Origin of the sequence: Planococcus sp. A6 (assembly GCF_028823615.1) — a bacterium.
GTDB lineage: Bacteria > Bacillota > Bacilli > Bacillales_A > Planococcaceae > Planococcus.
In genome coordinates, this window is record NZ_JAPEHT010000008.1 from 1 (window position 1) to 13,557 (window position 13,557).

A 13,557-nucleotide genomic window follows, 5' to 3' on the forward strand; every position below is an offset into this window, starting at 1 on the left:
CTGTTTTGGTTTTAATCGTATAGTTTTTCCTGCAGTGAATCATCTTCCGAGTAAATATGGAGCTCCCCATTGTTGCGGTTGACGTAGCGCTTCGCTTCGTCCATCAAGTCATCCTTCGTTTCTTCAATGAGTATGGCTTTTTTGCTGTCTTTCTTCTTCAGTTGCCAGCCTTCTGAATGCTTGCGGATTTCATAAATCGGGCCTTCGCTGTCTCCTTGTACGGTGTCACGTGCCTGGTCCAAAGCAATTGGAATGGCGCGCCCTTCCTCGTAGCCATCCCGCAAAAGAGCATTGGCGATTTCAATCGCTTTATTGCGGACATCTTCATCCAAATTTTTGAAGGAATCCGGGTAATCATTCTTATTCCACGGCATATTTATCGCCTCCTTGCCTCTCTATCCCCATTTAAATAGGAAATAAAACGCAAAGCCCCCTTTTCATATAAGCTCATTATGTTAAAGTGTTTAATAAGGAGGAGATGTCATGACAGATACAACTTATCAAATCATAGCCTTACTCGTGTACCTCGCGGCTATGCTATTCATTGGCTGGTATGCGTATAAGAAGACAGCCGACTTATCCGATTACATGCTCGGAGGAAGGGGACTCGGTCCATCCGTTGCGGCTCTCAGCGCCGGTGCATCGGATATGTCCGGATGGCTCTTGCTCGGATTGCCGGGGGCGATTTACGTCGGCGGTCTCGTGGAAGTATGGATTGCCATCGGTTTAACGATCGGTGCGTTTCTGAACTGGTTCTTTGTTGCGCCTCGTCTGCGGATCTACTCATTTGTCACCAGTGATTCCATCACCATTCCTAGCTTCTTAGAAAATCGTTTAAAAGACCGTTCGCGCCTCTTGCGGATTGTCGCTGGTATTATCATTTTGATTTTCTTCACATTCTACGTTTCATCCGGAATGGTAGCTTCTGGATTATTCTTCCAGAGTTCATTCGGAATGGATTACCATCTGGGCCTCATAATCGGTTCGGTGGTAGTCGTCGCTTATACTTTATTCGGCGGGTTCCTCGCCGTCAGCTACACGGACTTTGTGCAAGGGATCATGATGTTCCTGTCGCTTATTGCAGTACCGGTCGTCGGGATTTTCGTTACCGGCGGAGTGAGCCTTGTATCCGGCGCTTCCACCATTGGCGTCATTTCTGCCGCAGCGTGGGGCCTTGGTTACTTCGGCCAACCGCATATCATCGTCCGTTTTATGGCTATCAAAACTTTAGGAGAAGTTCGGACTGCCCGCCGCATCGGTATGGGCTGGATGATCTTGAGCCTTATCGGTGCCACGGGTACGGCTTTGGTCGGGATTGCTTATTTCCAGCAAAACCCCGAATCCACATTAGTAGATCCGGAAGCGGTCTTCTTGGACATGAGCCAAGTGCTCTTCCACCCGCTAGTGGCAGGTTTCGTTTTGGCTGCAGTTTTGGCAGCGATCATGAGTACGATTTCGTCTCAATTGCTCGTCAGCTCGTCAGCATTGATCGAAGATTTGTATAAAATTGCCTTTAAGAAAGAGTCGAGCGCTAAAGGCTATGTGACGCTTGGCCGTATCGCTGTAGCAGCCATTGCGGTCATCGCTGCAGCGCTTGCATGGGAGCAGAACAATACCATCCTTGGATTGGTCGCTTATGCATGGGCTGGATTTGGTGCCGCTTTCGGACCGATCATCTTGCTGTCCCTATTCTGGCGTAAACTTACTTCTAAAGGTGCGCTCGCCGGTATGATTGTCGGTGCTATCACTGTCATCATCTGGGACTTGGTTGGTACAGCTCCTGATGAAGCGGGGGCTACTGACCTGACGAACTTCATTGGCAGCGTCTATGAAATCATTCCAGGCTTCATCCTCAGCTGGTTGGCAACTTGGATTGTCAGCTTGGTGACTTACAAGCCAAATGCTGAAATTGATGCAGAGTTCGATGAAACAGTTCGCTTGATTCAAGAAGACAAGAAATAATCCATGGAAATAGGCTATCCTCATTGAGAGGATAGCCTATTTTTAATGCCTGCGTATGGTCAGCAATCTAGGGGGAATCTGCCCGTTCATTGCCGGCCGTCATCGTGGTTGAACATCCAGACAACACCGTATTTATCTTCTACTATGCCGTATCCAAGGCTCCAGAATGTTTCCTGCAGTTCCATTTGAACTGTCCCGTCTTGTCCAAGTTGGTTGAATTCCTCAGTCATTTTCCCCAAATCATCGGATAGCACGGTTACATTGATGTTTTTTCCGATTGAGACCGGTTCTTCTGACATGGCATCTGAAAACATGACGGCACTTCCATGGATGTCCAAGCTTGCATGCATGATCCGATTTTTCATCACTTCGGGCATTTCTTGCCCAGGCTCTGAAGGCATGTCTCCGAAACGTGAAAGCCCCTCCGGTTTTGTCCCGAATATTTTTGCATAATAGGCTACGGCTTCTTCGCAATTGCCATTGAAAATCATATAGACGTTGACGGTCATCATGAAAACTCCTTTCTATAAAATATGTAAAATACGAACAAACATTCCCTTTGATTTTATTATAGACCCTTGATGAAGAATGTAAAGTTATATTAACTCAATAATCGTTTTTTTTAGCTAGCTCGCTGAACGTGAGCATCATCAGCTTATCCAATGAAAAACTGCCTTAAAAGCTTTGAATCTTGAGCTTTTAAGGCAGTGATGGTTTTGCGCTTACTTATTCTGTTGTTTTCTCGCTTCGCGTTCCAAACGTCTAAAGCGGCGCAGTTCGGATTTACGTATCGGCGGCGACTCGCCGCGGATGATTTTGGTGAATGACCAAAGCATCAGGAGCAGGAGCACCGTAAACGGTAAGGCCGATATGAGTGAAGCGGTCTGCAAAGCGCTAAGCCCGCCAGCGTAAAGGAGAACGGCTGCGATGGCTGACATTAAAACGCCCCAGATGACTTTGAATAAAGTCGGCGGGTTCAAGCTGCCGAAGCTGGTCATGGTCGCTAAGATGTATGTAGCGGAGTCGGCTGATGTCACCAGGAACGTGAAGATCAGCAGAATCGCCAATACGGACATGATAGTCGATAGCGGGAGTACGTCAAAGGTTTGGAACAAGGCAGAAGTCAAATCGACATTGACTGCTTCCGCGATGCCCGATTGTTCGTTCAGGTCGTACCATAAAGCTGTACCGCCGAAGACGGCGATCCATACACAAGCGATGGCTGGTGGAATGACCAAAACGCCGAAGACGAATTCGCGGATGGTACGCCCGCGTGAAACCCGTGCAACGAACGCCCCGACAAATGGTGACCAGGCAGTTGCCCAAGCCCAGTAGAAGATGGTCCATCCGAGCACCCATTCTCCACCTGTATAAGGCTCCATGCGCAGGCTATACTGAACGAAATTAGTGATATAATCGCCGATTGCGAGTGTAAATGTATCCATTATAAAGACTGTCGGGCCGGCAAAGAAGACGAACACCATTAAGACAAGTGCCAAGCCTAAGTTTAAATTACTCAAATAGGCGATCCCTTTGTGAAGCCCTGTAGAAGAAGATAGGGTATAGGCTGCGAACATGACGCCGATAATCGCCAATTGGATTGGGAAGGCGTTGTCGATACCGAATACAGCGTTCAAGCCGCCGTTCATTTGCAAGACGCCGAGACCAAGTGAAGTCGCGATTCCCATGACGGTTGCAATGACTGCAAGTGAATCAATCGTGTGCTTGACTACTGGCTTTGAACCTAAGACCGGCTCGAGTGCGGTCGAGACAAGGCCAGGCTTTTTGCGTCTGAACTGCAAGAAGCCGATGACCAAACCGACGATGGCAAAGACGGACCATTGGCTGATGCCCCAGTGGAAGAATGAATAGCCCATCGCAATGCGCGCGGCTTCTTCCGTCTGCCCTTCCGTACCGAACGGTGTCGTAAAGAAATGGCTCATCGGTTCCGCGACGCCCCAGAAGACGAGCCCTGCACCGAAGCCGGCTGAGAACAGCATGCCGATCCAAGTGAAGAACGGGAATTCCGGGCGGTCGGAGTCGGCTCCGAGCCGGATGCTGCCATATTTGCTAATGGCAATGATGATTAGGAAAAGGGTGATGATGAAGACAGCTAGTAAGTAGAACCAACCGAAGTTAAGAGTGGTGAAGTTAAATAAAGTGCCGGCAACTTCGCCGAAACGAATCGGCATGAATGCCCCGGCAATGACCAACAGCAGGATCACGGCTGTCGATATGATAAACACGGGGTTTTTCAATAATTTTTTATCCATGATGACCTCCTTTGAAATATGGTAATTATCTTTTCCTATACCCTACCCTATCGAAAATGATGCCTAAAAACCACCCATTTCGCGGAAAAATCAGAATTGACAGGGAAAAAGTGACCATATACACAGCAAATTGACAACGCTAGAGGGTATTATATTTATATAGAAGAAAACGATTAATAGGCAAAGAAAAGGAGTGATAGCAAATGAAATTGGATCACATCGTCCATTTTACCCACACCAATCCAGAAGCCAGCAGCAAGTTTTGGAACGAAAAAGGTTTCCATGCAATTACAGGAGGCAGCCATAAAAACTGGGGAACGCAAAACGCCCTCATGTACGGTCCGGATTATTATATCGAGTGGCTGACAATTGAAGATGAAAGCGTTACAGAACGTTCCGGGCATCCGCTTGTCGAGCATTTGCGCCATGACCAGAGAGGTTTTGGCACGGTTTGCCTGCGTTCTGATAACCTAGACCTTTTGGCAAAACAAATCGAAGGGCGGGGGTTTCGGACGATTGGCCCAATGGATGCTGAACGGCTGACTGAAACAGGCGAAACCATCCGCTGGCGCTTGCTCTTTATCGATGAGCCAATTTCGTCCGCTTTGCCGCTGCCGTTCTTTATTGAATGGGAAGAGCCGGACGAGGCGCGCTTTGCTGGCTTGAAACAAAAAGGCGCCATCACGGAGCTTAATGAAGGCCTGAGCTTGGAGGCGCTTGTTTTCTCAGTGGAAAATCCAGCGCAAAGTGAAGCGCGATGGAGCAGTTTGCTCGGAGGAGGCATAGACTTGGAAAATTGTCATCTCGTGTTTGAGGCAGGCAAAGGAAAAGAGCGGCTGCGTGAAGTGCGTTTCGAATCGGCCGAGCAGGAAATCGTTTTTGAAGATGGCCGCTATCATGCGCCGCGTTTCGGATAGGGGCGGGCGTGGTACTGTGGTAGGATAGAAGGAAACTTCAAATTGACGAACAAAGACATAAGGGACCGGGCAGAATCCAGATTCTGCCGAAGGAGGCAACCGTAGATGGAACAATTGATTGAAAAAGCGATTATCGTGGGCGTCCAATTGCAAAAAGATACCCATTTTGAATACAGCATGGAAGAATTGCGGAATTTGGCGGAAGCGCTGGGTGTCGAAGTCGTGGGCGAACTGCACCAGAACTTGGACCGCGTCAATCCTGCCCATTACATCGGCACGGGAAAAGTTGACGAAGCAAAAATGTTGTACGAAGAAGCAGATGCTAACCTGATTATCTTCAACGACGAACTGTCGCCATCCCAGATCCGCAACCTTGAAGAAGAGTTGGAATGCAAAGTGATCGACCGGACGATGCTGATTCTGGACATCTTCTCGAGGCGCGCCCGTACACGCGAAGCGCAAGTGCAAGTGGAATTGGCGCAATTGCAGTATATGTTGCCACGCCTCGTCGGCTTGCGCGCGTCGCTCGGTCGCCAAGGTGGTGCCAGCAGTGGCGGGCTCGCCAACCGCGGCGCCGGGGAAACCAAGCTGGAGCTTGACCGCCGGAAAATCGAAGACCAAATCACCAAGCTTAGACGGGAACTCGACCAAGTAAAAGAACAGCGCACGACACAGCGCAAGCAGCGGCTGAAAAAAGGCATGCCGGTCGTCTCGCTGGTCGGATATACCAACGCTGGCAAGTCGACGATCATGAACAGTTTACTGTCGAAGACGGGGCAGGATGTAGACAAGCAGGTATTTGAAAAAGACATGCTGTTCGCGACTTTGGACACGTCCATCCGCCAAATCCGGCTAGAAGACAATAAGACCTTTTTGCTATCCGATACCGTCGGGTTTGTCAGCCGCTTGCCGCACCATCTAGTCAAAGCATTCCGCTCGACACTGGAAGAAGCGCGCAATGCGGACCTACTGCTTCACGTTGTAGATGTCTCGAACGATGAGCATGATTACATGATGGAAGTGACCGATGCGACGCTGCAGGATGTGGGCGTGGAGAACGTCCCGACTTTATATGTCTATAATAAATCGGACCTTGCCGGTGTCGTGTATCCAAGAAAGAGCGCGGATGCTGTGTGGATATCCGCCAAAGAAGAGGTGGGACTCGATGAACTGGTCGAAAGCATCCGCGACCGGCTCTTTGCGAACCATGTCATGTGCCGGATGGAAATTCCGTTCGGGCGCGGGGATGTCGTCGCGTATTTGAACGACCATGCGAGCATCAAAGAAACCGAATACGGCGAAGAAGGCACGTTGATTACCGTAGAACTGAGCCGTGCGGATTATGACCGCTACGAACAATTCGTTGTCGGTAAATAATCAAGCCATATTGCAAATAGACGAAAATAGGAAAAAGCCGGGGGAATTCTCCGGCTTTTTCCTGTGGAAATTCCATATTCGAAAGGTTCGGCAATTAATCGGTTGTAAATTGGGTAAACTGTGAGTAAAGGCAAAATGCTGTATAATGGACGACAAGTCTTTATAAGGAGAGTGAACGCCATGAGGAAATGGGTGGCAGTCATAGGAGCGGGCGCCGCTGTCATTGGTCTTGGCGCATGCAGTAATGCGCAAGCACCAACGACTGAAGAAGAGAGCGAGAATCCTGCGCAAGAAGCTCCTGAAGAAACGAAGAGCGCTTCGGAAGTTTACGCAGAAGCGGTAGAAGCTTCGCAGCAAGTAGAAAGCTTGCGCGCGCAGTCGAACACCGAACAACAGATGAAGATGCAGCCGGATGGCATGGAAATCAACATGACGGTGGATTCTGAAATGGAAATGACCTACGAGCCTTTAGCATTTCATCAAACAGGCGAAACCAGCATTGTATCGGATGATATCGACAACAGCAATCCGATGCTGACGGAAATGTATATGACAGAAAAGGGCTTATACATGCACGAGACATCTGTCGATATGTGGCTGAAGATGCCGGAAGAAATGCACGAAAACATGCAGTCGATTGCCGGACAGCAATCAGCTGACCCTGCGCGCCAATTAGATGAACTCGGTGATTTCGAAGAGGATTTCGTGCTGGAAGAAACGGATGAAGCATATATCCTGACACTCGATGCCTCGGGAGAAGAGTTCCAGGAACTAACGGACGAACAATTGGAGAAAACGCTGGGCCAGATGGAAATCGAAGCCCCGTTAGCCCCGGAAGATCTGGAAGTGCATGCCGTGAATTACATCATCACGCTGGATAAAGAAACTTATTTAGCGGACCGCATGGAAGTTGATATGGAACTCGACGTCGACGTGCGCGGCGAAATGATGGCAATCGAATCGCAGATGCAAGTGGACTACAGCGACTACAATGCCATCGAGCCGATCGAAATTCCACCGGAAGTATTGGAACAAGCACAGGAAATCGAATTTTAATACTGAACACAGAAAGCAGAGGGAATTTCCCTCTGCTTTTTTGTGCGCTGAAACACGTGCATAGCAGAGAATCCAGAAGCGGCGCCCGATGCCAGTACACACCCTGATTCCCAACCCAAGAAGCGATTCCCCCGCTAGCCGGGAACTGCTTAAAGAAGCAAATCCGGTAAACAAGCTTCAAACAATGAAATGTCTCAGCCGCCCAGCGTCAAGGGTGAGCCGAAACAATGAGACAAGCGTTCTTCTTTGCTCATTGTGAAAGGCCAACCCAAAGCAAGGCGGCGACTCCACAAATGACGTTCAATGCCTCGACACAATCCAACCCCAACCCAAGAAGCGATTCCCCCACTAGCCGGAAACTGCTTAAAGAAGCAGACCCGGCTAAACACACTTCAATCAATGAAATCACCCAGCCGCCCAGCGTCAAGGGTGAGCCGATGCAACAAGACAGGCGTTCTTCCTGGCTTGTTGCAAGAGGCCGACCCAAAGCAGGGCGGCGACTCCACAAACGACGCCCTGCTCAAGCAAGTCGGTTACCAAATTTGAAAAACAAGTGAACATTTCAAAGCGCCTACATTCTTAATGACAATAGTTCTCAATTATCCCTTGACGCTATTTTTTATACTGCTATACTAAAAAACAGTTAGTCATTGATAATCATTATCATTCTCAATTGGCAATAGCACTAGATAGGGAGCGGCATTACATGAAAAAACGTATTTTAATACCCATATTGATCCTTCTGTCGTTCATCTCCCTGTTTGTCGGAGTCAGCAGCATCAGCCCGCTGGACCTCCTTGATTTTCAATCGGAAGAAACACAGATTTTCCTCGTCAGCCGTTTTCCGCGTTTGGTCGCGATTTTACTTGCAGGGGCCGGCATGAGCATGGCGGGGCTCATCATGCAGCAATTGAGCCGCAATAAATTCGTCTCGCCAACAACTGCCGGGACGCTCGATGCAACGCGCCTCGGGATTCTTGTTTCGATGCTATTGTTTGCGAACGCTTCGATGATCGAGAAAATGGCTGTGGCGTTCTTGTTCGCGCTCGCCGGCACTTTCTTATTCATGCAAATTCTCAACCGCATCAAATTCAAGGATGCCATCTTCATTCCACTCATTGGCTTGATGTTCGGCAATATCCTGTCGTCGATCACGACATTTTTCGCCTACCGGGCAGACGTCATCCAGAATATGTCGGCTTGGCTGCAGGGCGATTTTTCAATGGTCATGAAAGGCAGCTATGAACTTCTTTACATAAGTGTACCGGTCTTCATCATCGCCTATATGTACGCCAACCGCTTTACGGTCGCAGGCATGGGGGAGGATTTCTCGAAAAACTTGGGACTGAAATACCGCAGTGTCGTCAACATTGGCTTGACGCTGGTCGCGCTTATTACGGCGACGGTCGTCTTGACGGTCGGCATGATCCCGTTCCTCGGCTTGATCATTCCGAATATCGTTTCCATCTTCAAGGGGGACCATCTGCAGAAAACCTTACCGCATACCGCGATGCTCGGCGCTATCTTTCTCTTGGTCTGTGACATTCTCGGCCGTGTTTTGATATATCCGTACGAGATTACGATCAGCTTGATGGTGGGGATCATCGGAAGCTTTATCTTCCTGATCATGTTGTTTAGGAGGAAGGCGTATGCGTGATATACATAAACTATGGATTTTAATTGGACTTGCCGCAGCGGCATGCGGTTTGTATTTATTTGATAATTTGAATGGCAGTTTTGATTATGCGCTGCCGAGAAGAGGCGTGAAAGTCTTCGCGATGGTGCTGACCGGTGTGGCGATCGCTTATGCGACGGTGGTATTCCAGACGATCACGCATAACCGCATTTTGACCCCAAGCATCATGGGTTTGGATTCGCTGTATATGCTGCTGCAGACGGTCTTGATTTTCTTCTTGGGCTCGGGGCATATCACGATCATCAACAAGCAAGTGAATTTCTTATTGTCGATTGCTGTCATGGTCATCTTCGCTTTATTGTTCTATAAATTGCTGTTCAAGAAAGACAACCAGCCGATTTACTTCTTATTATTGATTGGCATCATTCTCGGGACATTTTTCGGCAGCGTCTCGACGTTCCTTCAGGTGTTGATCGACCCGAATGAGTTCCAGATCGTCCAGGACCGGATGTTCGCCAGTTTCAATAATGTGAATGCCGATCTGGTCTGGCTATCGCTTTTTTTCATTGTCGTCTTGATCGGCTTGGCCTGGCGCCACAACGCGTCGCTTGACGTGCTGTCTTTGGGACGTGATACGGCGGTGAATCTGGGTGTTGGCTATGACGCGCTCGTCAAGAAGATGCTCGTGCTTTCTGCCGTATTGATCGCCATTGCGACGGCACTGGTCGGGCCGATCACGTTCTTCGGCTTGATCGTCGCCAATCTGTCCTATCAATTTTTCAGATCCTATAAACATTCAGTTATTATTGCCGGTGCGAGCATTATCAGTATCGTGGCGCTGGTCGGCGGCCAATGGGTCGTCGAACATGTCTTCACGTTCAATACGACGCTCAGCGTCATCATCAATTTTGTCGGCGGCGTCTAAATGATCCAAGTCCGTGAACTGACGAAATTATATGGAAAGAAACAAGTCGTGGAAAATGTCTCCGTCGATATTCGGCGAGGGCAGATCACTTCCTTTATCGGGCCGAACGGAGCCGGGAAATCGACGCTCTTGTCGATGGTCAGCCGGCTGTTGGACGCAGACACTGGAGAAGTGTTAATCGATAAGACCAACACGAAGCAGATGAAGTCCAACGAATTCTCGAAACGTGTCTCCATCTTGAAGCAATCGAATTTCATGAACGTGCGCTTGACGATCCGAGAATTGGTGTCGTTCGGTCGCTTTCCTTATTCCAGGGGCCGCTTGAACGCGGAAGATGAGCAGATGGTCGATCAGGCGATTGAATACATGGATCTTGGGGATATGGAGGATTCGTATTTGGATGAACTTTCAGGCGGGCAGCGGCAGCGGGCGTTTATCGCCATGGTTATCGCGCAAGACACGGATTACGTGCTGCTTGATGAACCGCTCAATAATTTGGACATGAAGCATTCCGTACAGATCATGAAGATTTTGCGCCGCTTGGTCGATGAGCTCGGCAAAACGGTCATCATCGTCCTTCATGACATCAACTTCGCATCGGTCTATTCCGACCGCATCGTCGCATTGAAAAATGGCCGTGTCGTCAAAGATGGGCCAACAGAAGAGATCATCCAATCGGATGCGTTAAAGGAAATCTACGATATGGACATTCCGATTCAACAAATGAATAATTGCCGGATTTGCGTGTATTTCAATTCCTGATAGTGGAAGTTAGTGGCTGCGAAAACAAGGAAATCCAGAATCCGTGTGGAAGTGTACTCCATGCGGGTTTTTTATTGGTTGCGGATGGTTTTCCAAAATGCCCTATGGATGCGGCAAGGAAGAAGGTGCAAGTATGAAGCGAATCTTTTATCCGTTGGCGATGGCGACACTGCTCGGGTTTTTCGGTATCCTTTACTATTATCGGCAAGAACCGGTCCGGGAACTGGATGAACGGGCCGCTGCGTTGTTCGGGGGAATGGGGTGGCTTGAGGCCATGTCATTCATCGGGGAGCAGTGGATGATCTTTACTGTAAGCTTTCTGCTTCTGGTCTTTCTGTGGGTATTTCGCCATAACTACCGGGGCATGTTTTTCGTTTTGTTGGCGGTCGGCGCAGGGAATGCATTGAATCAATTGCTGCAGCAATGGTTCGAGCGCCCGATGCCGGAATTTCCCGAAGAGGTAGCGTCCTATAGCTTCCCATCCGATCATGCGATGGTCGGCTTATTGTATTTATTCACGTTGGCCTATTTCCTGGGCGAAAGGGCCGCCGCAAGGTCTGTTCGCCTGCTGATCTGGCTGGCCGCAGCATTGCTGACGGTGCTCACGGCTTTATCGCAGGTAGCAAGCGGCACGCATTATCTGTCGGATGTTATGGCTGGGCTGTTTCTCGGTTATACCTTGTTCGTCTTGATAGCCATCTGGTATGAAATGAGGGAGCGGCATTTCCGCAAGCGCAAGGATATGCGACTTGTTGAGCGGGAAGATATTGAGGAGCGTTAAATTAGTGCAATAAAAAACGAACGGAGAAATTTTCTCCGTTCGTTTTTCTATTTAAGAACCCCCAAGTTTTTCGTTCTATCTCTCTTTGTTTTATACTTTGCCTGAAGCTGGCCGTTCTTCGCCGAGCTGGTTCAGGCGGTCTGCGAAATTATCCGCTCTCCCGGATGAACCGCGTAGCACGTCCTGCATCGAATAGGCTTGTGATCCGTGTTCTGCGAAGTCCAAGCCGGTTTCTTCCTCTTCAGCCGTTACACGCAGCGGCGTCACAATGCTGATCAATAGAAGGACGGCGCCAGTAGACAAGGATGCCCAAGCGATGACGGCCAGTACGCCGACTGCCTGGATGCCGAGAATTTCAGCTCCACCTCCGTAAAGCAATCCACCGTTAACATCGAAGAATCCGATCGCGAGAGTTCCCCAAATCCCTGCGATTCCGTGAACCGATACAGCCCCCACTGGATCATCCACACGAATTTTCGTATCCAATAGATGGACGGCTTCCGTCATGATGATGCCGGCGATCAAGCCGATCAAAATCGCACCGAGGAAGGATACATTGGCAGCGCCGGCAGTGATGCCGACAAGCCCTGCAAGTGCACCGTTCATCGTCAATGTGCCGTCAATGCGGCCATAGCGGAAGCGGGTGTAAAGGGCCGTAGCCAAAACACCGGCAGATGCAGCGAGCAAAGTGTTGGCGATGACGGGCGGAACCAGTGCAGGATCTGCTGCGAGCGTGCTGCCGCCGTTAAAGCCGAACCAGCCGAGCCATAGGATGAATACGCCAAGTGCGCCGAGCGGCAAGCTGTGGCCAGGAATCGTGTTGACGGTTTTTCCGGAATACTTCCCAAGGCGCGGCCCGATTTTCCAAGCCGCGATAAAGGCTGCGACGGCACCCGTCAAGTGGACGACTGTGGAACCGGCGAAGTCGATAAAGCCGATTTCAGATAACCAGCCGCCTCCCCATACCCAGTGGCCGACAATCGGGTAGATGATGGCTGTCATGGCAACCGTAAGCAAGATATAAGCGGTCAAGTGCATGCGTTCTGCGACAGCACCCGAGATGATTGTGGCACATGTGGCGGCGAAAACTGCCTGGAACACGAAGAATCCGATATCCGTGACACCCGATAAAGCGAATCCTTCCGTACCGATCAAGCCGAACGATGACGGCCCGAACATCAATGCATAGCCGACAATGAAATAAAGAATGGATCCAAGCGAAATGGTGATCATGTTTTTCATCAAAATATTAAGGGTATTTTTAGAGCGAGTGAATCCTGTTTCAACCATGGCGAATCCGGCGTGCATGAAAAAGACGAGCATGGCACCGAGCATGACCCACAGCATATCGACTGAACTTTGTACAGCTTCCATAATTATCTCCCCTTATCCAATCGCGACAGTGCCGCGTTCTTTTGTTCTGATCCGGATGGCTTCTTCTACAGGCAAGATGAAGATTTTGCCGTCTCCGACTTCACCGGTGGAGGCATAGTCAAGCAAAGCTTGGATGATGTCCTCGACTTTTTCGTCCGAGACGACCATTTCCAATTTCAGTTTTGGGGAAAATTCCATTCGGTAGGCATTCCCGCGGAACAAGCCGACGCGCCCTTCCTGTTTGCCGATTCCCGCGATTTCAGTGACGGTCAGCCCATCGATTCCTTCAAGAGCCAATGCTTGCCGGACATCAGCGAAAACAGAAGGGCGAATGATAGTCTCAATCTTTTTCATGCTTCTTCCTCCTCGTGTTAGGTTTTCTAACATGTAATTCGTGTTAGGTTTGTTAACATATTAATCAATATTTTCTGACAATGCAAGTTTTATTTTAGTTTATGTTAGGTTTTATAACGTGAAAGCGATTGCAAATAGCG

At 49.3% G+C, this 13,557-nt stretch carries 14 protein-coding genes; 8 read left to right on the top strand and 6 right to left on the bottom strand.

Annotation, left to right across the window (positions count from 1 at the left end; translation table 11 throughout):
- Nucleotides 1-11 precede the first annotated feature (11 nt).
- Nucleotides 12-374, bottom strand: a complete 363-nt coding sequence (locus ON064_RS02215; RefSeq protein ID WP_274623428.1) for a DUF2188 domain-containing protein — start codon at nucleotides 372-374, stop codon at nucleotides 12-14.
- A 109-nt stretch (nucleotides 375-483) separates the two neighbouring features.
- Here ON064_RS02215 and putP point away from each other — a divergent pair, with 109 nt between their 5' ends.
- The gene (gene putP / locus ON064_RS02220; protein WP_274623429.1) at nucleotides 484-1,962 is read left to right on the top strand and encodes a sodium/proline symporter PutP; all 1,479 of its coding nucleotides are present in this window, start codon (nucleotides 484-486) and stop codon (nucleotides 1,960-1,962) included.
- An 86-nt stretch (nucleotides 1,963-2,048) separates the two neighbouring features.
- On the opposite strand, the gene ON064_RS02225 is transcribed toward putP, so the two are convergent.
- Nucleotides 2,049-2,471: a VOC family protein gene (locus tag ON064_RS02225; protein ID WP_274623430.1), complete on the bottom strand. Its 423-nt coding sequence runs from the start codon at nucleotides 2,469-2,471 to the stop codon at nucleotides 2,049-2,051.
- Between the two features lie 213 nt (nucleotides 2,472-2,684).
- Complete coding sequence (locus ON064_RS02230; protein ID WP_121300900.1) at nucleotides 2,685-4,235, bottom strand: BCCT family transporter; 1,551 nt, start codon at nucleotides 4,233-4,235, stop codon at nucleotides 2,685-2,687.
- Between the two features lie 203 nt (nucleotides 4,236-4,438).
- Between ON064_RS02230 and ON064_RS02235 the strand changes: the two genes are divergently transcribed.
- The 3 genes from ON064_RS02235 to ON064_RS02245 all read left to right on the top strand — a co-directional run bounded on the left by ON064_RS02235 (nucleotide 4,439) and on the right by ON064_RS02245 (nucleotide 7,585).
- Nucleotides 4,439-5,152 (top strand): VOC family protein, encoded by a 714-nt coding sequence (locus ON064_RS02235; RefSeq protein WP_274623431.1) that lies wholly within the window; start codon nucleotides 4,439-4,441, stop codon nucleotides 5,150-5,152.
- A 105-nt stretch (nucleotides 5,153-5,257) separates the two neighbouring features.
- Entirely contained in the window at nucleotides 5,258-6,529 is a 1,272-nt protein-coding gene (gene hflX / locus ON064_RS02240) for a GTPase HflX (protein ID WP_274623432.1), read from the top strand.
- Between the two features lie 180 nt (nucleotides 6,530-6,709).
- Nucleotides 6,710-7,585, top strand: a complete 876-nt coding sequence (locus ON064_RS02245; RefSeq protein WP_274623433.1) for a DUF6612 family protein — start codon at nucleotides 6,710-6,712, stop codon at nucleotides 7,583-7,585.
- A 250-nt stretch (nucleotides 7,586-7,835) separates the two neighbouring features.
- Here ON064_RS02245 and ON064_RS02250 read toward each other — a convergent pair whose 3' ends face one another.
- Nucleotides 7,836-8,093: a hypothetical protein gene (locus ON064_RS02250; protein WP_274623434.1), complete on the bottom strand. Its 258-nt coding sequence runs from the start codon at nucleotides 8,091-8,093 to the stop codon at nucleotides 7,836-7,838.
- A gap of 198 nt (nucleotides 8,094-8,291) precedes the next feature.
- On the opposite strand from ON064_RS02250, the gene ON064_RS02255 reads away from it, so the two are divergent.
- The 4 genes from ON064_RS02255 to ON064_RS02270 all read left to right on the top strand — a co-directional run bounded on the left by ON064_RS02255 (nucleotide 8,292) and on the right by ON064_RS02270 (nucleotide 11,689).
- Nucleotides 8,292-9,242 carry an ABC transporter permease gene (locus ON064_RS02255; RefSeq protein ID WP_274623435.1) on the top strand — a complete coding sequence of 317 codons (951 nt, stop codon included), beginning with the start codon at nucleotides 8,292-8,294 and terminating at the stop codon, nucleotides 9,240-9,242.
- Complete coding sequence (locus tag ON064_RS02260) at nucleotides 9,235-10,146, top strand: iron chelate uptake ABC transporter family permease subunit (RefSeq protein ID WP_274623436.1); 912 nt, start codon at nucleotides 9,235-9,237, stop codon at nucleotides 10,144-10,146. The genes ON064_RS02255 and ON064_RS02260 overlap by 8 nt, the downstream gene beginning before the upstream one ends.
- A complete protein-coding gene (locus ON064_RS02265) occupies nucleotides 10,147-10,908 on the top strand; it encodes an iron ABC transporter ATP-binding protein (protein WP_058381852.1) in 762 nt (253 codons plus the stop codon).
- Nucleotides 10,909-11,041: 133 nt separating this feature from the next.
- On the top strand, nucleotides 11,042-11,689 hold the full coding sequence (locus ON064_RS02270) for a phosphatase PAP2 family protein (RefSeq protein WP_274623437.1): 648 nt from the start codon (nucleotides 11,042-11,044) through the stop codon (nucleotides 11,687-11,689).
- A gap of 90 nt (nucleotides 11,690-11,779) precedes the next feature.
- Here ON064_RS02270 and ON064_RS02275 read toward each other — a convergent pair whose 3' ends face one another.
- Together ON064_RS02275 and ON064_RS02280 are read right to left on the bottom strand one after the other, a co-directional pair.
- Nucleotides 11,780-13,063 carry an ammonium transporter gene (locus ON064_RS02275; protein WP_058381850.1) on the bottom strand — a complete coding sequence of 428 codons (1,284 nt, stop codon included), beginning with the start codon at nucleotides 13,061-13,063 and terminating at the stop codon, nucleotides 11,780-11,782.
- A gap of 12 nt (nucleotides 13,064-13,075) precedes the next feature.
- Nucleotides 13,076-13,417 (bottom strand): P-II family nitrogen regulator, encoded by a 342-nt coding sequence (locus ON064_RS02280; protein WP_101189453.1) that lies wholly within the window; start codon nucleotides 13,415-13,417, stop codon nucleotides 13,076-13,078.
- Between the last annotated feature and the right edge of the window lie 140 nt (nucleotides 13,418-13,557).